Source organism: Microcoleus sp. MON1_C5 (assembly GCF_036701875.1).
Taxonomy (GTDB): domain Bacteria; phylum Cyanobacteriota; class Cyanobacteriia; order Cyanobacteriales; family Microcoleaceae; genus Microcoleus.
On sequence record NZ_JAUBRN010000024.1, the window covers coordinates 32,679 to 55,426 of the forward strand.

The following is a 22,748-nucleotide window of genomic DNA, read 5'->3' on the forward strand; positions in this document are numbered from 1 at the left end:
ACGAAGCTTTCCTGAATGCAGAATCGTGTTAGTTGGGCGGGTCAAAGCGGTTGACGGAGAGAGCAACACCGATCATCGGTAGCGCGACTCCGAAACAAATCAGCCACTGATCCAGATTCATCGGAGCTGTCTCAAATATGCGATTGACAAACGGAGAATTAGCAAAGATGATCTGCAAAATCACCGCCAGGACAATTCCCACACCGAGGGCGGGAGCACCGCTAACTTCTTCCTTAGAACCGCTAAACTTAGCAATCAAAGAAGGCAACAACTGGCTGAGACTCAACAGGTAAAAAATTCTTCCCATTACCAAAGCTTGAATCGCCATCGTGCGGGCCAGTTCCAAAGTGCCCCAATCCGCTTGGCGCACCCATTCAAACATCCCGAAAATCAGAGTCCAGTTGTAAAGAGAAATAGCGATGATCCGCTTGATCCGATTTCCGGTGAGAAAAGGTTCGTTTACCGGTCGGGGCTGCTGTTTCATGACTCCCACTGACTTGGGCTCGAAAGCCAGAGGCACAGTCATGGTGATCGAGTTGAGCATATTCAGCCAGAGAATTTGTAGCGACAAAATCGGCAATTCTCGACCTAGGAGCGTGCTGAGCAAAATTGTCATTGACTCCCCGCCGTTGACTGGGAGAATGAAGCTAATTGCTTTGAGCAGATTTTTGTAAACAGATCGCCCTTCTTCTACAGCAGATTCGATCGACGCAAAGTTATCGTCAGTCAGAATCATGTCCGCGGCTTCCTTAGAAACCTCCGTACCGCTGCCCATTGCAATCCCGATATCGGCTTGTTTGAGAGCGGGCGCGTCGTTAACGCCGTCTCCCGTCATCGCCACAATTTCGCCTTTCTGCTGCAAGGCTTCTACGAGGCGGAGTTTTTGTTCGGGGGCGACGCGGGCAAAAACTGAACCTGCTTCTACAGCTTCGGCGAGTTCGTTCTTGCTCATTTCGGCGAGTTGGGCGCCGGTGTAGGCTACAAGTTCTCTGTGGTGTTTAGTTTTGCGGAATCCCATGCGGCGGGCGATCGCCTTGGCTGTAGCGATGTGGTCGCCGGTAATCATTTTGACTTGGATGCCGGCGGTTTGACAAGCTTGGACGGCTGCGATCGCTTCTGCCCGCGGCGGGTCAATCATGCCTTGCAGTCCCAAGAAAACCAGGCCTGACTCCAAATCCGAGTGATCGACGGAATTTTGCTCTTCGGGTACTGGCTTTTTCGCTAAAGCCAAGACGCGCAAGCCTTGCTTTGCCATTTCATCGACTTGATGGTGAATTTCTTCGCGATCGACTTTTACCGGATTTCCTTGAGTGTCGAGACTGGAACTGCAGCGGCCGAGAATGGATTCTACTGAACCTTTGACGTACAAAATTTTGCCACCAGTGGAAGTTCGGTGCAAAGTTGCCATGTATTGAAACTGAGATTCAAAGGGAATTGAATCCAGTCGCGGCATTGACTTTTCTAAAGTTTGCTGGCTCAATTCTGCTTTTTTACCAACAGCAATTAACGCTCCTTCTGTCGGATCTCCAACGACTATCCAATCATCATCTTTAAATTCCAAGTGAGAGTCATTGCAAATCATTCCGGCTTGCAAACATTCTTGCAAAGTTGGAGCTTGACTGACCGTAATTGGCAGTTGGTTGAGTTGAATTTCACCTTCGGGGCTGTATCCGTTACCCGTAACCGAGTAGGATGCGCTGCCAGAATAGATTTCTTGCACCGTCATTTGGTTTTCCGTCAAAGTTCCGGTTTTGTCGGAACAGATGACTGTAGCGCCGCCGAGGGTTTCGACTGCGGGCAATTTGCGGACGATCGCGTGGCGATTTGCCATCCGGGAAACGCCTACGGCTAGGGTGACGGTAATGACGGCGGGTAAGCCTTCGGGAATTGCGCCGACAATCAGGGCAACTGCGGGTTCGACTGCTTCTTTAAAGGCTGAAACCCCTGCAGGGACGGGCTTACCCAATCTGACGGCGAAGGTCAAGGTTGCCATTCCCAACACGAATAACAGCCAGTTTTGACTGAATTGGTTGAATTTGCGGGTTAAGGGGGTGGTGAGGTCGAGGTGCCGATCTAATAGTTGGGAGATTTTGCCGGTTTCGGTTTTATTGGCGATCGCAATTACGATGCCGCTAGCTTGGCCAAAAGTGACAAAACTGCCGGCATAGGCCATGTTATCCCGTTCTGCTAGCGGCGTTTCTTGTGGCAGAACCAAGTCTCCAGATTGTCCTAATTCTTTTTCGACAGCAACTGATTCCCCGGTGAGTCCCGATTCGTCAATTTGCAAGTCGCGCACTTTCACTAAGCGCAAGTCGGCCGGTACTTTGTCGCCGGAACTCAGGATTACTAAGTCACCGACTACGAGTTCTTTGGAGGGAATTCTTAATTTTTTGCCACCCCGAATGACTGTGGCTTCGGTGGTGACAGCTTGGGCTAGGGCTTCAATTTTTTTCTCGGCTCCAGCTTCTTGGATGAAACTAATAGTAGCGTTGGTGGTTGTTACGCCCCAAATTACGCTAGCGTTTAGCCATTCTCCGATCACTGCTTTGATTAAACCTGCACTCAGCAAGATGATCAGGAGGGGTTGGTTAAATTGCAGGATAAATTTTAACCAGGCTGGTTTCGCTGCTTTAACCGTTAGTTCGTTGGGCCCGAATTTCTGTTGGCGATGGTTGGCTTCTGTCGGTTCTAAACCGCTTTCCAGGTTGGTTCCTAAGATAGTTGCAACCTTGGATATTTCTAGGTAGTGCCAATATTGCTCTGCTACGTCTACATCGTTGGCGGATCTTGATGGCATGATTCTTCCTGAATATTTGGGGTGTCTGACGAACTTCGATCGCTCATTAATAGGCACGCTCAATACAACTCACCGCTCGTTGGAGCGTGAATATATTGAGCGGCCTAATTGTTTGTGGATTACTTTAACGGGCTGTGACTTACATCTATATTACAACGGATGTGGCCGTTTGTGGCAAGAGATTTGGGGAATTTTTTCCGGTGCTAAATCTTGTTTGGGACTTGGTGGCTAAGATGGGGGAAAGTCGATCGAGTCCCTTGACATTTGGCAAATTTTAGGTGTGGTTAAAGAAAGAGGGAAGAAGGCAGTAGGCAAAAGAAAAATGCTCCCACTCTCTCCTCCTCCTCCGCTGCCCCACGGACGATCGCATAAATGTTAAAACCTAGTTAAGCGACCATATTCTGAACTTATGGAAATACTTGTGACGCTGGTGCTGGGTTCGGTGCTGTTTGTCTGGGAAATGCGGTTCGGGCGGGTGTTAGTTCGATCGTCCGTTACTGCTAAGGATTTGTTTAAGGGCAGAAATTCGATCGCCCTGGCTTTCGCGATGCCATCGCCTGCGATCGTTTTGACTTGGATGTCGGCTGTTTGACAAGCTGGGAGGGCTCCGAGATCAATTCATGACTCAATGCTATCAATTGCTAGTCTGCTAGCCCAAAACACTGATCACCCTTTAGACAATTGAATTGAGATTTTGGGCTGCATCGTTCAATTGTTGAGTGCCTAATTTGGTTTGAGTAATACCACTAGCGGTTTCTTTTGCCGATAGGTTGAGGGTGTTCATCGCCTCCACTACTTGTTGAATGGCCACTGCTTGTTGTTGGGCAGTTAGAGAAATTTGTTGATTGTTCAATACCACATTATTAACAGCATTTGCTACTTCCGAGAAAGCTGCTGCCGTTTCTTGACTGATTTTGGTTCCTTCTTCTACTGTTTTAGTACCTTCCTGTGTCACCGTTACAGTGGAATTTATCGCATTCTTGATATCATCGACTAGGCGGTTAATTTTCTCGGCAGATTTCTTACTTTTATCTGCTAGTTTGCGGATTTCTGTGGCTATGACAGTAAAACCTTTGGCGTTTTCGCCCGCCCGGACTGCTTCTACTGAGGCATTCAGTGCCAGCATATTTGTTTGATTGGCTAAATCTGTTACATCAGTAGAGATATTGCCAATCTGATGGGTTTGTTCGCTCAAGTTCAGAATTTGTGCCGCGATCGCCCCGACATTTTCTTTCAATATTGTCATCGATTCCAGGGTTTGCTCCACTGCTAGGGTTCCCTTTTCAGTGATTTTTAAAGCTTGCCGTGCAGATTCCGCACCAGCGTGGGCTTGCTGGGCTGATTGTTGGGAAGTAGCGCCCAACTCATCCATTGTGATTGTAGTTTGATTTACAGATCTAGATTGCTGTGCGGCTGTGCGTTCCTGTTGTTCAACTGTGGCAGCAATCTCTGTGGAAGAACTAACAATCATATTGACTGACTGATTCATTCTCTTTGCAATGCCTGAAGCAATCCACAGAGCGATCGCAATTGCCATAATCGCCGCTATAGCAGTGCTTAAAATCACGACTGTAGTCAGGAACTGCAAAGCTTGAATTTGCTGTTTTTCTCTGTTAGCTAAAATCTCTGCTTGGGTGCTTTCAAACTCCTTAGCTATAGCATCAACCTGACGAAGCTTTGGTACAATTTGTGCCTTCCACAAGTTAATTCCATCGTCTCGCTTACCTCGATCGACCAAAGAAAAGGCTTGTCTATAGCCTTGGTCTATCTGATCTTGTAATACATTCATTTGATCTAGCCGCTGGAGCTGCTTCGGGTTTTGAACCCGCTTAAGTAAATCCTGATAGAAGTAGTCAAAGCTGTTTACCCCTTCATTGTATTCAGTTAAGAAAGCACTCTCTTGTCTCAAAAAATAGCCACGAGCAGCTTTCTGCATACCTGAGAATCCCAGCTCAAGATCTTTTAAACCGAAAACAATAGCATTAGAATTATTTAAATTTTTTGCTTTTTCTTCTACTTTTTTAGCATGAAAAAAAACCCAAGTAGCTGCTCCAAATGAGAGCAAAATCGGTATGGAATATCCCCACAGGATACGTTCTCTTAATTTTGTGGCGTTGAAGTTAAGCATCTTAAACTTTTCCTATAATTACCAAAACAATTACTTAATCGCCTTCAAATCAATGGGAACTCCAGATCCGAGTAACATCCGGTTTCTCAGCTTTAACTTGGCAAACATAACAATATCTCCTTTTGGGTTAGGTAGCTGAATTATCTGATTGTCAACCATTGATTCACACTCATCAATAAAAACATGGCAAAACTTAATGTCGAGCAAGCGATGCAGGTCAAGCCTTTAGGATTAAGGGTTGTTCTACCTGCTTCAATTTTGGATAAATCCGGTTTATTCGATTGTAGCGATAAATTGAGGAACGAAACCCAAACATAGTCAAATTCTCTCTCCCACTCTTCCTCTCTCCAACTATTGATTGGGCTCCGCGATCGACTTGGAGCGTGTTACAACGTAGTTAAGCAACAAAATTTTGAGTTCATGGAAATAGTAGTGACGCTAGTGCTGGGTTCGGTGCTGTTTGTCTGGGGAATGCGCTTCGGGCGAGTGTTAGTTCGCTCGGGAGTGACGGCTAACGATTTGTTTAAGGGCAGAAATTCTATCGCCCTAGCTTTTTTGGGTTTTTATATTGCTTTGCTGCTACTGGCTCTAAATATGCCTCAAATGCCAGCTTTGCCGATCGAGTGGCGCTTTCACGGGATGCAAGTTACTTGGACTTTGCTACGAGTGATGTTGATGGGAGTCTGCGGTATTGGCTTTAGTATAAGTTGGTTGACAGCGCGATCGCAAGTAATCGCAGTAATCTTAATTGGTGGCTTGGGATTGGCAGGATTTACAGGCGCTGAAAACTATTTTATGGCGCCAATTTACGCTGATTTAATAAATAATTTGCAGCCAAACGGTGTGTTTCGACAAACATCTAACAGCAGTTGCGCGCCGGCGGCGCTAGCAACTGTGTTAAGGCGTTGGGGAATCGATGCGACGGAATCGAGTGTAGCGCGTTTTGCCGGGACGAGTCGCTTGGGAACTTCCATGCCGCAGTTAATTATAGCAGCAAGAGCTTTGGGCGTAAATGCGATCGAACTAACGCCAACTTGGGAGCAAATTCAGCAAATTAATCGCCCCGGAGTGCTAGCAGTTTGGCTGTTTGACGGCCCTCGGAAGCTACCCCACGCGGTGGCGTTGCTGGGAATGAATGACTGTGTAGCTGCCATTGGAGACCCGGCGCGGGGCAGGATTTTCTATTTAGATAGGGCCACTTTTGCCCAGATTTGGCGAGAGGAATACGTGCCGATTTTCCGGTCTGCCGATATCTTGTTAAGCAATCAGCAAGCTATTGACTATTTGAGTAAATTAGGATATAATTCTGGTAAGTTGCAAGCAGATATTGAGCGCTTTCAAAAAGACAAAAAATTAAAAATCAGCGGTCACTTAGACCGGATGACTGAGTTAATGTTGAGCGGCAGTTTTTTGGAAGGAGTCCCCCGATTGGATGGGAAATAGTGCTTACAAATCATCAAGCGCAGAGCACTCTTGACCGACAGAAAATAGGAATCATGCGGTTTTTTTTTCAAACAATCTTTGAGTTATTCGTTCATAGCGATCGCAAATATTTGATTGCCCCAGCAGACGATCGACGATCGCACCTTCGTAGCATGGCTGCATGAAATTACCCATATAACCGTAGGCAGTTGCATCTAATTCCTCCTCTATTTTGAGCGTTGCAGAATTTGAGGAGGATTCTTGTGGGGAGTAGGGTGAGGCGTCCCGCCTGCTGTGAAAATACACGCCTTCGGGGTACGAGAGTCGATGCCACAAAACCATCAAAATCATCCCGCAATTATGCAACACCCTATTTTTAGGATCGATCGCACCTTGGCCACCCCTCACCGTTTTTGACAATTGGGAACAGTTGAATCGCTTTTTTTAGGCTCAGACAGCTTGACTTCCCATCCAGGTAAATTCCACCAATTAACTCGCTGATTCGGCTGAATCCAAAAGTTTAGTTGCGTGATCTTGCCATCCTCAAATCTGAGTGTGGGAAAGGTAGGATAACTGGTATCATCGGTTTCGCGATAAGTGCGTCCAAGGTAATTTAGGCAGGCCCTTAATCCATCACTAATTCCCAATTCTTCCACTCCCTTTCCCTTCAATTTGGCATCATCGTAGCTGAAAGAACCGTTGAATGAATTGCCCGCTAACCCGCCTTTGGTAACAGTGATGGTGAAATCGTAGGTTACGGGAACTGCGTAGGCTTCGGTTGCAGTGACAACTGTGCTCATAAGAGTCGTGGCGATCGCCACCGAGAGTTTTGAAATTGCTTGCACACTCGCCTTCGGAAAAAGAACAACACTATAAATTTCGCTTCCAGTCATCGGGAAACTCCTTGATTACACTTCTCTAGTAAGTGATTTTTCGGATATGATATCATACGTAATCCGTTAAATGCGATCGCAGCCGACTTCCAAGCGAACAAAAATTACCGCCTCTGCTTAATCATGTATACTTTTTTTGCACTGAAAACCCCAAGAGAAAACACTCGTCTTTAATCGCCCAAAATTAACTCGGTAGATTGAACAACATTCATTCCCGCAGCCGCAAATCTTTGAAAAGCTGCATCTGCTTGTTCCGTAAAATCAACAACACCCGGAACAACCACAGGCGAAGTGCAATCTTCCAGCAAATAAACCTTCTTTGCCCAATTCGGATCTCGCGCCAAAATTTCCGTTAACAAATCATCAATTGTCCAAGCAACGCAGTGACTTTTGGCTTGTCCTGCAATAATTACTGCATCAAAATCGAGCAATTTGTCAATAAACTTAGCATTCTTTTCCGCAATCGGATTGCCGTCGAATCCATCTAAAACTTCTGGCCGCAAAACCGAATAGTTTTCTGTCAGTGGATTCCCGCCTTTGATTTCAAAAAGTGCTTGGCTGTCGCGGGCTATAGTATGAAAAAATATTGCTTCTTCCACCGCAGAAACCAGGGCGTGTCCGATGCCGCCCAGCATCGAGTGATAGGGCCAAATTATCAGCGGATATTTCCCATCGTCGCTGAGTTTTTTGACGTAGTAGCAAGCCTGTTTTTCCAGTGCTGAAAAATGGGCGCCGCTGATGCTGTGGGCGACGGCTGGATTGACTTTCCAAATGCCTTTTTGGACATCTTCGAGTGTAATAGAAGTGGCTGCTGGTACGGGGTGTTCGCCTGCTTCGTCGATCCAAAAGATTGGATGAAAAATTTGCATGGCGGTGTGGGTGTCCATTGTCGGCGCAATGGTTGTAATTGCATTTAAATTGCGGTAAATAAATTCGCACAGCCGCAGGTTGTCATCAACTGCACCGCTACCGGAATGCCCGCCGACAAATAATTCAAATTCGGGCAAACAAAAGGTATTTTGGGCATCGATTATCAGCAAACAAATGCGGTTTGTGTCCTTTGCGGCTGGCTGGATGTTGTGCTGTTTTGCCCAATCTTTGGCTTGGGCGGCGCGTTCTCGGTAGGGGACTCGCCAGACTTCGCCTACTTTTTTATGGTCGAAATGTTCGGGGATTGGGAGTTGGGCTTTTGGTGTCATGACCTATCGCTTGTCGGGTAGTTTACAGTAATAATTTAAGTTTGCAGTATAATGCTAATAAATATTTGCGGGTGAATCATGCCAAAAGAACGAATCCAAGATTATGCTAGGGTAAAATTTAAACGCATAGTGTTGTTTTTTTCAATCGCACTTTTACTCGCTCTCTTAATTGTAGCAACTAGATCTGCCTACGTTCAAGATGTTTTGAGAACTCTGTTAATGCGGATCGAAGATTTAGGCTGGTGGGGGCCAGTGGCTTTTGTAGCTATTTACAACTTGGCTACTGTGCTGTTTGTACCGGGTTCGGTACTGACGCTGGGAGGGGGGGCGATTTTTGGTTTGTGGTGGGGTTCTGTTTACGTTTTTGCGGCGTCCACTTTAGGTGCTGTATTTGCTTTTGCGATCGGGCGCTATTTGTGCCGCGATCGCGTGGTAAAATATATGGAATCTCACCCCAAGTTTAAAGCTCTCGATCGCGCAGTTTCCCAAGAAGGATTAAAAATAGTTTTTTTGACTCGTCTTTGTCCTTTATTTCCTTTCAATTTATTGAATTACGCTCTGGGAATTACTCAGGTTTCTTTGAAAGATTACGTGCTGGGTTCCTTGGGCATGATACCGGGTACAATTATGTACGTTTACTCCGGTTCTTTGGTGGGTAATATTGCGGCGATAGGCGCGATATGTCAGTCAACAAATCCCCAAACAGAAGCAGCAAAATGGTCGCTCAATATCCTCGGTTTTCTGGCTACTGTTGCGGTAACTGTTGTTCTCACTAGGATAGCCAGCAAAGCCTTGGAAGAAAGTATTTAATTAGGAGGATTTGCGAATGCCGGAGTCAAAAGTCGATCGCGTAACTGTCCCCCCGATGGACGAACACAACCAGAAATTAGTCTCCTATTTGCATCCGCCCGATTGGGTAAATCCGCAGCCCGCTAGCAGTTATAATTTAGTAGTAATTGGTGCTGGCCCCGCCGGATTAATTGTGGCTGCGGGTGCGGCAGGTTTGGGCGCGAAAGTTGCTTTGATTGAAAAACATTTAATGGGCGGCGACTGTTTGAATGTCGGTTGCGTGCCGTCAAAAACGCTGATTCGTTCGTCTCGTATTGTCGGCGATATCTGGGAAGCCAATAAATTTGGTGTTAACGTTTCTAACGCTGCAGAAGTGGATTTTGCTGCTGTGATGGAACGGCTGCGCCGCATCAGGGCGGGAATCAGCGATGTTGATTCTGTTCAACGATATCAGGAGAAATTAGGAGTCGATGTTTTTCTGGGTTCTGGTCGTTTTACTAGCAATAATACAGTAGAAGTTGCAGGTCAAACTCTCCGCTTTAAAAAAGCAGTAATTGCCACAGGTGCAAGGGCGCTACAACCACAAATCCCCGGCTTGCAGGAAGCTGGATATCTGACAAATGAAACTGTTTTTAACCTCACAGAAAGACCTCAGCGTTTGGCAGTAATTGGCGCAGGGCCGATCGGCTGCGAATTGGCTCAAGCATTCCGGCGGCTGGGTTCGGAAGTCGTATTGCTGCACAAAAATGCTCAGATTTTAGACAAAGAAGATGCGGATGCTGCTAAAATCGTGCAGGAGGCTTTTGTACGCGAAGAAATTCAACTAATACTAGAATCCCAAATAGAGCGCGTTGAGAAAACAAATGCAGCCAAAGTAATTTATTATAAATCTCAAGGTAAGGAAGCCTCGGTAACAGTAGATGAAATTATTGTGAGTACAGGGCGATCGCCCAACGTGGAAGGATTAAATCTGGAGGCTATCGGCGTCGAATATGACACACAAACAGGCGTCTTTGTCAACGATTATTTGCAAACTACTAATCCCCGCATTTATGCCGCAGGCGATATTTGCATGAAACATAAATTTACTCACGCTGCTGATTTTGCCGCGAGAATGGTAATCCAAAACACTCTATTTTTCGGACGCAAAAAGCTCAGCGCTTTGACGATACCTTGGTGTACTTACACAAACCCGGAAATTGCGCGCGTCGGAATTGGGGAACACGAGGCTAAGGAAAAAGGCATTGATATCGATACCTTTTTGATTCCTTTCAGTCAAGTCGATCGGGCAATTATTGACGGCGAAGAGGAAGGATTTGTGAAAATTCACGTCAAGAAAGGCAGCGATAAAATATTAGGTGCAACTATTGTAGCGCGACACGCTGGTGATATGATTAGCGAAATTACTTTAGCAAGGGTTAACAATATTGGTTTAGGAAAAATTGCTAGCACAATTCACCCGTATCCGACACAAGCTGATGCAATTCGGAAAGCGGGAGATGCTTACAATCGCACTCGTTTGACGCCGTTTGTGAAAAACTTGTTTAACCGCTGGCTGGCTTGGACGCGATAAGTAAATAATTGTGGAACAGGCATCTTGCCTGTTCATTATCGGCTTTTATGGGCGGCGCCGAAGCCCACCACAAAATAAAATTCACTCTCTGTGGAACAGGCATCTTGCCTGTTCATAAAAAAGCTGCAAAATTAGGTGTGTTTTTATCCTTCTGTTTCTGTTTCTGTTTCCAATCCAACACCTTCATACAAAAGTGCGATCGGCAAATCAAACCCAATACTTGATAAAGTTACAATCTCTCCAGCAGTGTAAGAATACTAAAGCCACATTCTCCCCTCTCCCCGACAGTAACGCTCAACAAAAATCTTTTGTGAATCAATCAAGATATACTCTTGCAAAGTCGGAATTTTTAGGTAACAAGTGAATTTTTCATCCCGATCTTTAGCACTTGTACTGGGTGAAAGAACTTCGACAATTATTTTAGGATTCTGAATCAATGTGCGGGAATTGAGGTCTTGAGGGTCGCAACTGACTATCACATCGGGGTAGTAGTAACGGCTTTGAAAACTGACTTGCAATTTCACGTCTGACACGTTGATCCGACAGCCTCTAGAACGCAGATGCGGGTACAAATTCCTGTAAAAGTTGAGTGCAAGATCGTTATGAGGAATTGTACTGCCCGTCATGGCAAAAACTTCGCCGTTGACATATTCGTGGCGAATCTCTTGTTGAGCTTCCCATTCGAGATATTCCTCAACGGTCATTTTTTGGGGCGCTTGGGGAATGGATATCATAACAAAATTTTTTGCAATGTTGCTTTGATTCTAGCATTAGGGGTAAAACTATGCTTGGAAGTTGCGATCGCCCCCACCAACAAACCCTGCCTTAAAAATCCCCTTCATCTACTTGAAATACAGTCAATCCCAAGCTTCTCCACATATCAACAACTTGCTGGCGATCGTCCAACACAAACTTAACATTATATTTTCCTTCAATATGTCGCCGATAGAACTCCTCTTTAATAATCGAATCCTTCCTCATATCTCCGGTTTTCCGCATATAAAGACTGGCATAATTAACCTCGTACTGCTGCAACCATTTTTCAGTTTGAGGCTGACAGTCATCTGTGCGGCCCGACACTACAATAATATTAACGCTGGACTGCCACTTGCGAACGGTATCTAAGACGGGCTGATTGGGCAAATCGCGATCGCACCTCGAAGCATCAAAAGGATTTCTGCCGTTGAGAAGTGCCAGGGTACCGTCCATATCGACAATAATTGCATCCGGCAAATCCGGGTTATATTCCGGCGGCGCAACCGGAACACGAACGTACTTATTGTACATCTTCATAATCACATCTTTGCCCACCGAATTAAGTCTTTTCAAATCCCGTTTAATACATTCCTCTACCGGAACTTGGAGAAAAGAATCATTAACTTCCACAACAGCTTTACCTTTAACCAACTCCTTAATATGCTCGATGTGAGGGCCAAAATTAGTATCATCAACAATGACGTGTTTGCCACTTTCTAAAGCCATCAAAATAATCGTATCTCTCAATTTCACAATAAACTTTTCATTTGCCGGCGACCAATGAGAAGCGTGAGCCATTTCTCTGAGCAAATCTTTATTGCTACGCACCCACTTTGCAGGTTCAGACAGCAGCAATTCCCTAGCAAATTGAGATTTTCCCGAAGCAGGCAAACCAACAAGTACAATAACTCTTTTCATGGTAAGTAGAAGGAAGAAGGAAGAAGGAAGTTCGGCAACGGATTCTGTAACGGATGTAACGGATGTAACGGATTTCAGGAAGAAGGAAGAAGGAAGAATGCTCATACAGCAAGCTTTTTAGCCATCTGTATCTTAGGTTTAATTAGGTGCATTTAGTTCTTGATTCGGTCACCTAAATATAATGTTAATCTTCGTTCGTAGTGAGGATTTTAGTCCTCCTTCAAGAAACGACTGTAGTCGTTACTACAAACCTAGATGGATGTAATCTAAACCCAATAGCTCCTCTATTTTATGGATCGTAACATCACGGAGAGCTTCTTTCACTCCCGCAACTCTTCGGGCCCGCAAAGAAAACAAAATCCCGGAATACGGCAAATGCTTCACAGCTAATGCAAAATCTTTCTGAACTTCGATATGTTCGTGCTGTCGGTAAGCGTCCTCGATTTCTTCAACCAAAGATTGATATTTGTCTTTAACTTTTTGATACAACTCACTCCACTCAGGAAAATAAGCTAAAAACTCTTCTCCTTCATTAGTTAAAACAATTTCTATCAGGCGGCGGGTCGAAAACCCTTCACGGAGAGGGTAAATCGCGACATATTGCGGAGACTTAACTTTAACTCTGTTGAAGTTAGCATCGCAGATAATATACCCTTCCGAATCCATCGGATCTAAATGTTGAGCCGCTTCGATAACTTCTTTCCAGCTAGTTAAAGGATAGGAAGCGACCAATTCCCAGCCATATTTATTGGCCCAAAGACTCGGGTCTGTTTCTACCAGCGTTTGAGTGTTGCGAACCCCGTGCAGCACGATTTGATTGTTTTGTTGCTGGACAACTATTCTATTGTAAGGCGTCATCAACTCAAATATAAAACACTGGTCGGTTTCTTGTGGCAATTGATATCGCAATTCTTGCCAGACTTTCCAAAAAAGTTCCGCAAAGCTGAACCCAAAACCATTAACTTCGCCGGCGGCGTCGGGAGTGCCGCTAGATTGCACTCTCCATTCTCCCTTGTAAAAATACAGTACAGTCAGAGAACCGTCTAGTTTTTCATAAACTTTGGCATGACTCCAATCAATTGCAGCGGCGTGGATTTCTCCGTAATTAAAAAATTTGTTGTAGGGATAAGAAACTATTTGCCAATCTTGAGATGAATCTAAAATAATGCCTCGGCACTGCTGGACTATTTTTTCGCCCAGGGGAGATTCTATCTGCGAGTATTTCAGACAGACTAAATCGGGATATTGGCGGTGGCGGGTAACTTTGATATGATAAGTTTCGGACAAAGTTTCCAATCCGTGCTGGCGCAAATACTCTTGAAGTTCCACGATCGACTCCTAAATTGCTCGCCTTCTCTATATTATATATGACTTCATATTCTGTCAACCTTGTCAAGATAGTCAAAAAACATTTTTCCCGGAAAAGCGAGTCTTAATTTGGTATTTTGAATTATGGTTGTACATACGTGAATGCGGTTCGCCGCCCAACTAAACTCTTGGAATATTAAGGGAAAAGACCGTGAAGAAGAAATTATTACTTTTGGCTACTTCTGCTTGTGTATTGACGGCTTTAGTACCTCCCTCGGTTGTTTTTGGATCTTCGCAATTGTCGCAGCGACAATCGGGAACAACACAAATTGCTCAAGGAGGCACTGCGTTTCCGGTAAATGAAATTTTGCGAAAGTTAAAAGGCAAAACGCAAGTGCCTATTTTTATTCCCAGCAGGATTCCGGATTTGCCAAAAATGTACTATCCAACTACAGCACAAGCAAACAGCTATAGTATTTCAATCGAGTATAAACCAGATTGCGGCGGTACGACTGTTTGCACTTTTGGGTCAATTCAAGGTCAAAAAGGCGGGGAGTTTACTACAAAACTAGAAGGGGTAACTAAGACGTTAAAAAATGTCAAGCTTGCGGGCGGAGTGAAAGGAGTTTTTCATAACGGTTGCGGGGCTTACTGCACAGCAACTCTTCAGTGGAAAACTCAGGGTTTTATGTATACCGTCACCATTAAGAACGGACGAGAATCTGATTTAATTTTAATAGGAAATTCTGCTATTCAAGCTGGGAAGCGTTAAGTTTAGCAGTCGGGGAGGCACAACTTCTATATGTAGGGTGCGTAAGGGCGCACCTTACCGTTATTGTATGATATATCTTAACTCGCACTCGCCCCTTACAAGATGCTATTGTTTTTTTTGCGCTGACCTACTTAGGGGGAAATCAGGATGAGGGGAAGATGGCTATTTGCGGCGATTTTTGCTTGTGTGGTGACTGCTTTTACGCTCGCACCTTTGACACCAAACTCAGCGTTAGCAAGGACTGAACTCCCGATTACAGAAATCCGCTGGTTTAATTATTCCCCTGAAGATAGCTGGCAACCGATACAGTTTATTGTGCCCGATCGCAACACTGCAAAATCTGCCGGCAGCCGCAAGTTGCGGTTGTACGATGTTCATATTGCCAAGATGTTTGAGATTTCTCATTTTCTGTGCGATCGCGATCGCGCTTCTGAAGGTTACAATTGGTCTTATCAAGCGGAAAATGGCAGTATTGAGATGGGACGCTTCAAAATTAGCTGCAATCTCGCCCGTTCCATAGCTCCAGCTTACGGCTTAGGGAAACCAGAAATTACAGTGATTCGCCGCCACTTCAACCTGAAAAACGGCCGCCCTTCTATTGCGGTAGAGAAATATTCGATTCCCACTTTTAAAATTGCTAAAAATAGAGTTGTGCAGTGGAGGGATTTTGTGCAAAAGTTTCCCCCAATCCCCGATAAGTCAGCAAACCAAGCTAACAGTATTTTTCCTGCGAGTAACATTTCTAAGCAAATCAAAGGCAAAACGCGAGTGCCTGTTTTTCTTCCGAGCATACTTCCTTTATCTAACACTCAGCAAATTGATTTTGACGTGCAAGCAGGTTCCCACGGTTACATTGTGGAAATGTATTTAGGCAAAGGATGCCGCGCCGGAGCCTGTTATTTCGGCACCATCGAAGCTAAAAGAAATGAACCGTTTTCGCCTCCTTCGCAATTACCGCAGGATACTTACAGAAGCATTGAATTGGCCGGCGGCATCAGGGGGATTTATTTCAATAATTGCGGTGCTTACTGCACTGCTTTTGTTGAGTGGCAAAGGCTGGGGGTGTTATACCGAGTCACAAGGAAAAACGCACGGCAGCAAGAAGTTGTCCAGATAGCAAATTCTGCACTTCAAGCAGGACAGCGTTAAATTTTGGTTAGAAATGGAAAAGGTACGCGCCAGCGAAGCTATCTTCCCGCAGCGGTTCCTGAAGAGTAGGGAATCGCGCTTTGGTCACCGAAGCTGCTACAAATAAATCCGATCGCCCTTTTCCCCTCGCCACTACATTTCTCTCTCCAAATCTCGCAACCTTTGAGCTAATTCTTGCGAGCTGCTGCTGAGCTAACTCGTCATGCCAACCAGGTTCATCGGGTTCGACCCTAGGTAAATCGTACATGGCCGGCAGCCTTTGCTTCGGAATGTCGATCGCCCCCGCGCCAGCGACGGGCAAGGCTGGATGGGAAACATCATCAAGGCTCACTGCTACTGGCGCTCAAAACCTGGTATTTCTATTTTATCGCCCGAATTGTCCCAACCAGCAATTAAAGTCCCCACCTGCGGTACGCTAGATCAGGTGAATATATTGGCTGATTTCAAGCTATCCTCCGAGCGATCTTATGTCCCCAACCACATCTGCCCCTTCCCGAACCGTTCGCATCGGTTCCCGCAAAAGCCAACTCGCTCTCGTGCAAACGCACTGGGTGCAAGAACAGCTACAGAAACACTTCCCGGAACACACTTTTGAAGTCCACACCATGTCAACCCAAGGGGACATAATTCTTGATGTCGCCCTCGCTAAAATTGGCGATAAAGGACTTTTCACCAAAGAATTAGAAACGGGGATGATTAACAATGAAACGGACTTTGCCGTTCATTCCCTCAAAGATTTGCCTACCAATTTGCCCGAAGGTTTAATTTTAGGATGCGTCACCGAACGGGAAAATCCCGCTGACGCCTTGGTAGTTCACTCCAAGCACAAAGACAAGCAACTCGACACCCTCCCAGAAGGTGCAGTAATCGGCACTTCTTCTCTGCGGCGGCTAGCTCAACTGCGGCACCATTTCCCCCATTTTGAATTTAAAGATATTCGCGGCAATCTCAATACTAGACTCGCTAAATTAGATGAGGGCGGTTACGACGCGATTATTTTAGCAGTTGCCGGATTGGAAAGATTGGGAATGGGCGATCGCATCCACCAAATTATCCCTGCTGAAATCTCCCTTCACGCCGTCGGACAAGGTGCTTTGGGCATCGAATGCCGCGCTGGAGACACCGAAATCATGGCCGTGATTAAAGCTCTCGAACACTCGGAAACTGCCCAAAGATGTTATGCCGAACGCGCATTTCTGCGGGAATTAGAAGGTGGCTGTCAAGTGCCGATCGGCGTCAATACCAAAATAGAAAACGGTCAATTAACCTTAACCGGAATGGTATCGAGTCTCGACGGCAAGCGGTTCGTCAAAGATACTGTTTCCGGCGCCGCCGAGACTGCGGAAATGATCGGAATTGACCTCGCTCACCGACTGCGCCAACAGGGTGCTAGTGCAATTTTGGAGGAAATATTTGTCCAAGTTCAACGTGGTTCCTAAAACCGATCCGCATCTCTTTGTCAATGCTTTTAGACGTGATATATCGCCTTTTGTAAAATAAAAATAACAGGCGGTTTGCTTTGGCAAAACAGGTAGAGTAGCAGTCTGGTTGTAGATTTTTGATGGGATTTTAGGTAGGACTTGCGCGATAGATTTCAAAAATATCTGACTAATTTAGGACGCTCCGCACGGGTGTTAAGCAACCCGGTTTCTGATGTAAGTCTCGCTGTATAGCCCAAGATTTATGGTAAAAACCGGTTTTTTTCGTAAGTCGTATAATTCTTAACCTACCCATCCACAATCTACAATCAAACATCCAAAATTAATCAGCAATTTATTTCAGGTAAAGGCCCAATATGAGCGCTAGAGAAATTCAATTAAAGCTGGAATTGAAAAAGGTTCAGCAACTGTATAGCAAAATGCAGGCCGACCAACAAGCTTTGCAGAAGCAATTGAAAGAGTTCAAAACTCAACCAGGAAATTTGTCGGATGTAGTCGAGCAAGTCTTGCCGTCGGTAGTGTCAATTTACGTCATGGATTGGGATACAGAAGAAGAGATTTCTTCTGGAAGCGGGTTCTTTGTATCGCCGGACATAATTGTCACGAACTATCACGTTGTAGAAGATATTGCCGATCAAGATTACTTCTATGAAGAAGATGAAATCGAACAGGTTTTAGTCGAAACTCACGACGGAAAATTGAGATTGGCCGAGGTGGTGTTTACTGGTAATGCTGAAGAAGATTTAGCATTACTCTTAATTAGCGATTTTACCTTCGACCCGAAAACAGGGGAACAAGTGGATTCTCCCCAAGAATATCCTCCCCTAGAGTTGTCTTTTGATGTGAAAGTGGGAGATAGAGTAATTGCTGTGGGCAATCCTTTGGGGCAGTTTGCTTCAACTGTAACTCAAGGTATTGTGAGTGCAATTCGCGAACCCGAGGAATATGAAGAAGGCGACGACGAAGATGATGTTGCTGAGGTGAAGGTGTTGCAAACTGATGCGGCGATTAATCCGGGCAATTCCGGCGGGCCGCTGATTAATATGGCAGGTCAAGTGGTTGGGGTGAATACGTGGGGATGGGAAGATGCTGATAATATTAATTTGGCGATCGCCTCTGAAGCTTTGGATGATTTTCTAGCGGGATTTGAGGAGACTTTTGAGGACAATTCTCAGAATTAGTCGGGAGTTATCCGGAGAGCATCTCATATTTGTAAAAACACTTCTTGTGGCTCCTTCCTTCTTCTTCTTTCTTCCTGCCTCCTGTCTCCTCTCTCCTGCCTCAAAACTGCAATTTCTAGCTTGGCTGCTTTCATTGAGATGCTCCCGTTGTCCGTAATATGTGATTCGGGCGTTGGCGAGGCCCTCGAAGAGGATCGCTCTTTTTCTCAGAGGGGATGAAAAAGGCGATCGCTATTTCCTTAATTACATACTGATGGCTTTGCGTGCAGTTTTACTAATGCGTAAAGGTGAGCAGACTGCATACAATTTTTGATGTTTACCGTCCCTCAGAAAGTGACAGATAAATTTGATTAGATCGTGAAAATTCTCGCGGGAGGAGAGTACGGGCGATTGCTCTTTTTTTCACCGCACAGCGACGTGGATGGAAAAAGGGCGATCGCATTCTTGAATAAACTGCGATCGCTACAGCAACTCAGATTTATACTTGTTTTTGGACGGCGCGTTAATATTGTGTCGCTCGCCATTTAAACTTAATCTAGACTAACAATTTCAAGGAACACAAAAAAATAATGCGTATTTTATTTGTATCCGCCGAAGCAGCACCTCTCGCCAAAGTCGGCGGTATGGGCGATGTCGTCGGCGCTTTGCCTAAATTTCTGCGGCGCATGGGACACGATGTCCGCATCTTCATGCCCTACTACGGTTTTATCCCTGACAAAATGGACGTTCCCAAAAAACCTGTTTGGGATGGGGCTGCCATGTTCCAAAGCTTCTCGGTGTTTGAAACTGTTTTGCCGGGAACCGATGTACCTTTATACTTAATGCAACATCCATCTTTCTTGCCGCGCCGCGTTTACGGCGGTTTAGATGAAGATTGGAGGTTCACTTTCTTTGCCAATGCTGCGGCTGAATTTGCCTGGAATCACTGGAAGCCCCAAATTATCCACTGTCACGACTGGCATACGGGGATGATACCTGTTTGGATGAGCCACGATCCTGATATCAGCACAGTTTTTACTATTCACAATTTAGCTTATCAAGGGCCGTGGCGCTGGCGTTTGGAGCAGATGACTTGGTGTCCTTGGTATATGCAAGGTCACAATACAATGGCTGCCGCAGTACAGTTTGCCGATCGAGTAAATACAGTTTCCCCGACTTACGCCGAGCAAATCAAAACCCCAGCTTATGGGGAAACTTTGGAAGGTTTGCTGTCTTACATCGGCGGTAAAGTATCGGGCATTTTGAACGGAATTGATACAGAATCTTACAACCCAGCAACTGACAAGTACCTCCATCAACAATTTAGTGTTGATACTATTGAAAAGCGCCCCGCTAATAAAATTGCGCTGCAAGAAGAAGTCGGCTTGGAAGTGAATAAAAATGCTTTTTTGATCGGCATGGTGACGCGGCTGGTAGAACAGAAGGGATTGGATTTGATAATTCAAATGCTCGATCTGTTCATGGCCTATACCGACGCTCAATTTATTGTACTCGGAACGGGCGATCGCTACTACGAAACCCAACTCTGGCAAATGACAGCCCGCTATCCCGGTCGGATGTCCACCCAACTACTTTACAACGAGGCCCTCTCCCGGCGCGTTTACGCAGGCTGCGACAGCTTCCTGATGCCCAGCCGTTTCGAGCCCTGCGGCATCAGCCAAATGCTCGCCCTCCGCTACGGGTGCGTGCCAATGGTTCGCCGCACCGGCGGTTTAGTCGATACCGTTTCTCATAACAACCCGATCGACAATACTGGTACAGGTTACTGTTTCGATCGCTACGAACCCCTCGATTTGTTCACCTGCATGATCAGAACTTGGGAAGGTTTCCGCTACAAAGATAAGTGGAGAGAACTGCAACAGCGCGGCATGAGAGAAGATTTTAGCTGGGATATTTCGGCCCGGAAATACATCAACTTGTACAGCGATATTTTGGGACTGCCACCCGAAGAAACCGCACCGCAACAAGAGCCGGAATTGAGCGTTGGCAAGGGTTAATTTTAGTAAGGTGCGTCAGTCGGTGTTTGATTCAAATGAATCGAAGGGCGATCGGCTGACACAGCTTACAGCTTAGTAAGGTGCATCAGTCGGTGTTTAATTCAATTTAATCGATCGACTGACTACTGACAAATTAATCAACAAATAAATCGAGAGGTAAATGACCGTAAGTTCCGCTAACTCCACCTTCTGAGGAAGATTGGCACGACACCAAAACGCCCCGGTAAGTTCCGGGATAGCCGTCAACATAATACGAACCCTTCAAAGTATTGAACTTAATATAAACCGAACCAGCAAAGGTCGAGACAGCATTGGGATCTAAAATAGCTTGATATCCCAAAGCTTTTAAATAAGCTTCTAAAGCTAAAAATCCCTCATCCGTCGAAGAAGCGCACACTCCCAACATTTGATAATCCGACAAACTTGCTACCAGCAAAATCGCTTGACGGAGTGCCTTTTTTTCCAGGGGCGATGCTACAGATTGCATATCCAGACAAGTGAAATCTTTGAGGATTTGCTGTGCTTCTTCAACAGTTAGAGTAGTCGGGTTGTGAGTAGACATGAATTGCTCTGATATTTCCCAAAATTACGATCGACCATCGGGCACTCGTCAACGAATTTCTGTCATTGCAACCCTCAATCGACGGCGGTAACACTTGCACAAGTCCTGATTATAGCCCATTGTGTACTCTGGCAATCAATTCGGGCGATCGTCTTGGAGGGCTTGGCCAACGCCGGAATCGCACAAAAAAGCTAGTAGTTTTTACCCCCCTTTTCAAGTTTAGATCAGTCCGCGTTTTTTCAGCTTTGCTAGCGCATCTTCTGCTGCATTTTTCTCAGCATCTTTTTTGCTTTTGCCTTTACCTTCTCCATAAAGTTTCTCTGCAACATAAACTTTAGCGAGAAATTCCGGCTTGTGGGGTGTGCCTCCTGCTTGGACTGTCACATATTTGGGGGGAGTCGTGTCACCATTGGCCTGTACCCATTCCTGAAAGCGATTTTTGGAGTCTACAGTCGATCGAGTTTCCACCACATTTTCGGGAACAGAATCAAACATTTGTTGCACAAAGTTGCGAACTTTGTCCATGTCTTGCGTGTCGAGATAGTAAGCGCCAATAAAGGCTTCAAAAGTGCTACTGAGCAAATTTGGATTAGTAATCCCACCTTCTCGATAAGCTCCTTTTCCGAGCCGCATTTTTAAGTCTAAACCGATTTCAGTAGCAAATCTGGCTAATTGTTTTTCATCTACTAATGCAGAACGTCGGCGAGTCAGTTGGTCTTCTCCCATTTCTGGGTGACGCTGATAGAGATATTCGCCGCTGAGAAAAGTCAGCAAAGCATCGCCGAGAAATTCTAAGCGTTCGTTGTCTTCTTCGCGGAATGTGGGGTTTTCGTTGACGTAGGAACGGTGAGTGAGCGCTTGGCGCAGCAGTTTTTCATGGTGGAATTCGGGAAGGGTGATTTCTATCTCTTGTGTTGGATTAGTTAATGGCATAGGAGTTTTGTAAGGGTTATTGTTTCTGGACTTTGGTGTTGTTATGTGGGCATAAAATAGCCGCAAATAGCGGTTTGTTTGGAGAATCTAGTTTATCAAATAAACTGGATTTTTGCTATCGGCGGTTAGGTGAATTTTAACAGATATTTGGCGGTTATACTATTAGTCCGTTAGTCCGTCAGTCCGCCAGGGGTTTTAACCCCTGGCTCATAGCTAAAGTCCTCTTAAGAGGACTGAAGATTGTATTTTTATAACTGTCAGTCAGTCGGTTTTAACCGACTTTAGCTATTAGCCAGGGAATTCATTCCCTGGCGGGCTGTGTTGCTTCAAGCAGATAATTTATCTGCTTCTATTGATAACTTTTTTGGATTTTCAAGTTACGGTTTCAATCCTGCACACAAACTAGACAATTCGTCTACATCATGAAAGTTATCCTCGCCAACAAGGTTAATCAGTTTTTTGCTTGCACTTTTGCGCCGTGCAAAAACGATGACTGTTATACGCAAAGCCTTCAAAAAGGTAATTAAACCTGCAAAGTCCCGATCTCCTAAAACTAGGATAATTAGATCCGGAGAAGGCTTAATTGCAAATCGCTTACTACAGTCAAACACCAATTGTTTATCTAGACTGTTTTTGGCGGAATCGCGGACATCAACGCCAATACAACCAAGCTTTTCTAGCCGATTTTTGTCGTTAACTTGATTTTTGTGCTGCGAGTTATAGTAAATTTTAGGCGGTTCTAAACGTCCTTGTGATTTGGCAAAAGCCAGTAGGAATTCGGCTTGATCTTGGTTTAAGTAGACGTTCTGAGTATCCCAAGACATAGCAACTCGTTGAGACTGGCTTTTTTGTTTGGCTGTGGTTCGATGATTATCCGTCATTTCATTATGTCCTACAAAGAGGTTGACTGGACAGCCTCGACATATCGCGCA

23 protein-coding genes are annotated in these 22,748 nt (G+C 45.3%); 11 read left to right on the forward strand and 12 right to left on the reverse strand.

Annotated elements, in window-relative coordinates; genetic code table 11:
• Positions 1 to 28 precede the first annotated feature (28 nt).
• Positions 29 to 2,797 (reverse strand): HAD-IC family P-type ATPase, encoded by a 2,769-nt coding sequence (locus tag QUA71_RS13875; RefSeq protein ID WP_333285721.1) that lies wholly within the window; start codon positions 2,795 to 2,797, stop codon positions 29 to 31.
• Here QUA71_RS13875 and QUA71_RS13880 point away from each other — a divergent pair.
• Positions 2,796 to 3,029, forward strand: coding sequence for a hypothetical protein (locus tag QUA71_RS13880; protein ID WP_333285723.1), 234 nt, complete (start codon positions 2,796 to 2,798; stop codon positions 3,027 to 3,029). The genes QUA71_RS13875 and QUA71_RS13880 overlap by 2 nt on opposite strands.
• Before the next feature lie 177 nt (positions 3,030 to 3,206).
• Complete coding sequence (locus QUA71_RS13885) at positions 3,207 to 3,389, forward strand: hypothetical protein (RefSeq protein ID WP_333285724.1); 183 nt, start codon at positions 3,207 to 3,209, stop codon at positions 3,387 to 3,389.
• Between the two features lie 81 nt (positions 3,390 to 3,470).
• Here QUA71_RS13885 and QUA71_RS13890 read toward each other — a convergent pair whose 3' ends face one another.
• The gene (locus QUA71_RS13890) at positions 3,471 to 4,925 is read right to left on the reverse strand and encodes a methyl-accepting chemotaxis protein (RefSeq protein ID WP_333285726.1); all 1,455 of its coding nucleotides are present in this window, start codon (positions 4,923 to 4,925) and stop codon (positions 3,471 to 3,473) included.
• Between the two features lie 420 nt (positions 4,926 to 5,345).
• Here QUA71_RS13890 and QUA71_RS13895 point away from each other — a divergent pair, with 420 nt between their 5' ends.
• Positions 5,346 to 6,368 carry a cysteine peptidase family C39 domain-containing protein gene (locus QUA71_RS13895; RefSeq protein ID WP_333285727.1) on the forward strand — a complete coding sequence of 341 codons (1,023 nt, stop codon included), beginning with the start codon at positions 5,346 to 5,348 and terminating at the stop codon, positions 6,366 to 6,368.
• A gap of 51 nt (positions 6,369 to 6,419) precedes the next feature.
• On the opposite strand, the gene QUA71_RS13900 is transcribed toward QUA71_RS13895, so the two are convergent.
• The 3 genes from QUA71_RS13900 to QUA71_RS13910 all read right to left on the reverse strand — a co-directional run bounded on the left by QUA71_RS13900 (position 6,420) and on the right by QUA71_RS13910 (position 8,439).
• Positions 6,420 to 6,755 carry a hypothetical protein gene (locus tag QUA71_RS13900; RefSeq protein WP_333285729.1) on the reverse strand — a complete coding sequence of 112 codons (336 nt, stop codon included), beginning with the start codon at positions 6,753 to 6,755 and terminating at the stop codon, positions 6,420 to 6,422.
• Complete coding sequence (locus tag QUA71_RS13905; RefSeq protein ID WP_333285731.1) at positions 6,752 to 7,240, reverse strand: hypothetical protein; 489 nt, start codon at positions 7,238 to 7,240, stop codon at positions 6,752 to 6,754. Before QUA71_RS13905 ends, QUA71_RS13900 begins: the two co-directional genes overlap by 4 nt.
• A gap of 170 nt (positions 7,241 to 7,410) precedes the next feature.
• Positions 7,411 to 8,439 carry an isochorismatase gene (locus QUA71_RS13910; RefSeq protein ID WP_333285733.1) on the reverse strand — a complete coding sequence of 343 codons (1,029 nt, stop codon included), beginning with the start codon at positions 8,437 to 8,439 and terminating at the stop codon, positions 7,411 to 7,413.
• Positions 8,440 to 8,517: 78 nt separating this feature from the next.
• On the opposite strand from QUA71_RS13910, the gene QUA71_RS13915 reads away from it, so the two are divergent.
• Entirely contained in the window at positions 8,518 to 9,249 is a 732-nt protein-coding gene (locus QUA71_RS13915) for a TVP38/TMEM64 family protein (RefSeq protein WP_333285735.1), read from the forward strand.
• Between the two features lie 16 nt (positions 9,250 to 9,265).
• Positions 9,266 to 10,801 (forward strand): mercuric reductase, encoded by a 1,536-nt coding sequence (locus QUA71_RS13920; RefSeq protein WP_333285737.1) that lies wholly within the window; start codon positions 9,266 to 9,268, stop codon positions 10,799 to 10,801.
• Between the two features lie 257 nt (positions 10,802 to 11,058).
• On the opposite strand, the gene QUA71_RS13925 is transcribed toward QUA71_RS13920, so the two are convergent.
• The 3 genes from QUA71_RS13925 to QUA71_RS13935 form a co-directional block, all read right to left on the reverse strand.
• Entirely contained in the window at positions 11,059 to 11,535 is a 477-nt protein-coding gene (locus QUA71_RS13925) for a Uma2 family endonuclease (RefSeq protein ID WP_333285738.1), read from the reverse strand.
• Between the two features lie 91 nt (positions 11,536 to 11,626).
• Positions 11,627 to 12,580, reverse strand: coding sequence for a phosphatase domain-containing protein (locus QUA71_RS13930; protein WP_333285740.1), 954 nt, complete (start codon positions 12,578 to 12,580; stop codon positions 11,627 to 11,629).
• A gap of 138 nt (positions 12,581 to 12,718) precedes the next feature.
• A complete protein-coding gene (locus QUA71_RS13935) occupies positions 12,719 to 13,804 on the reverse strand; it encodes an RNA ligase (protein WP_333285742.1) in 1,086 nt (361 codons plus the stop codon).
• A gap of 190 nt (positions 13,805 to 13,994) precedes the next feature.
• Here QUA71_RS13935 and QUA71_RS13940 point away from each other — a divergent pair, with 190 nt between their 5' ends.
• Together QUA71_RS13940 and QUA71_RS13945 are read left to right on the forward strand one after the other, a co-directional pair.
• Positions 13,995 to 14,555, forward strand: coding sequence for a hypothetical protein (locus tag QUA71_RS13940; RefSeq protein WP_333285744.1), 561 nt, complete (start codon positions 13,995 to 13,997; stop codon positions 14,553 to 14,555).
• Positions 14,556 to 14,702: 147 nt separating this feature from the next.
• Complete coding sequence (locus QUA71_RS13945) at positions 14,703 to 15,704, forward strand: hypothetical protein (protein WP_333285746.1); 1,002 nt, start codon at positions 14,703 to 14,705, stop codon at positions 15,702 to 15,704.
• A gap of 7 nt (positions 15,705 to 15,711) precedes the next feature.
• Here the strand turns inward: QUA71_RS13945 and QUA71_RS13950 are convergent, their stop codons facing one another.
• On the reverse strand, positions 15,712 to 16,035 hold the full coding sequence (locus QUA71_RS13950; protein WP_333285748.1) for a hypothetical protein: 324 nt from the start codon (positions 16,033 to 16,035) through the stop codon (positions 15,712 to 15,714).
• A gap of 136 nt (positions 16,036 to 16,171) precedes the next feature.
• On the opposite strand from QUA71_RS13950, the gene hemC reads away from it, so the two are divergent.
• The 4 genes from hemC (at position 16,172) to glgA (ending at position 20,321) form a co-directional block, all read left to right on the forward strand.
• Positions 16,172 to 17,143: a hydroxymethylbilane synthase gene (gene hemC / locus QUA71_RS13955; RefSeq protein ID WP_333285750.1), complete on the forward strand. Its 972-nt coding sequence runs from the start codon at positions 16,172 to 16,174 to the stop codon at positions 17,141 to 17,143.
• A 356-nt stretch (positions 17,144 to 17,499) separates the two neighbouring features.
• Positions 17,500 to 18,324 (forward strand): trypsin-like peptidase domain-containing protein, encoded by an 825-nt coding sequence (locus QUA71_RS13960; protein ID WP_333285752.1) that lies wholly within the window; start codon positions 17,500 to 17,502, stop codon positions 18,322 to 18,324.
• 357 nt (positions 18,325 to 18,681) lie between these two features.
• Positions 18,682 to 18,852: a hypothetical protein gene (locus tag QUA71_RS13965; RefSeq protein ID WP_333214903.1), complete on the forward strand. Its 171-nt coding sequence runs from the start codon at positions 18,682 to 18,684 to the stop codon at positions 18,850 to 18,852.
• Between the two features lie 41 nt (positions 18,853 to 18,893).
• Positions 18,894 to 20,321: a glycogen synthase GlgA gene (gene glgA, locus QUA71_RS13970; RefSeq protein WP_333285754.1), complete on the forward strand. Its 1,428-nt coding sequence runs from the start codon at positions 18,894 to 18,896 to the stop codon at positions 20,319 to 20,321.
• Positions 20,322 to 20,454: 133 nt separating this feature from the next.
• Here the strand turns inward: glgA and QUA71_RS13975 are convergent, their stop codons facing one another.
• The 3 genes from QUA71_RS13975 to QUA71_RS13985 form a co-directional block, all read right to left on the reverse strand.
• On the reverse strand, positions 20,455 to 20,883 hold the full coding sequence (locus QUA71_RS13975; RefSeq protein ID WP_333285756.1) for a DUF1824 family protein: 429 nt from the start codon (positions 20,881 to 20,883) through the stop codon (positions 20,455 to 20,457).
• A 219-nt stretch (positions 20,884 to 21,102) separates the two neighbouring features.
• Complete coding sequence (gene rnc, locus QUA71_RS13980; RefSeq protein ID WP_190739146.1) at positions 21,103 to 21,816, reverse strand: ribonuclease III; 714 nt, start codon at positions 21,814 to 21,816, stop codon at positions 21,103 to 21,105.
• 377 nt (positions 21,817 to 22,193) lie between these two features.
• A complete protein-coding gene (locus tag QUA71_RS13985) occupies positions 22,194 to 22,697 on the reverse strand; it encodes an NYN domain-containing protein (RefSeq protein ID WP_333285758.1) in 504 nt (167 codons plus the stop codon).
• Positions 22,698 to 22,748 lie beyond the last annotated feature (51 nt).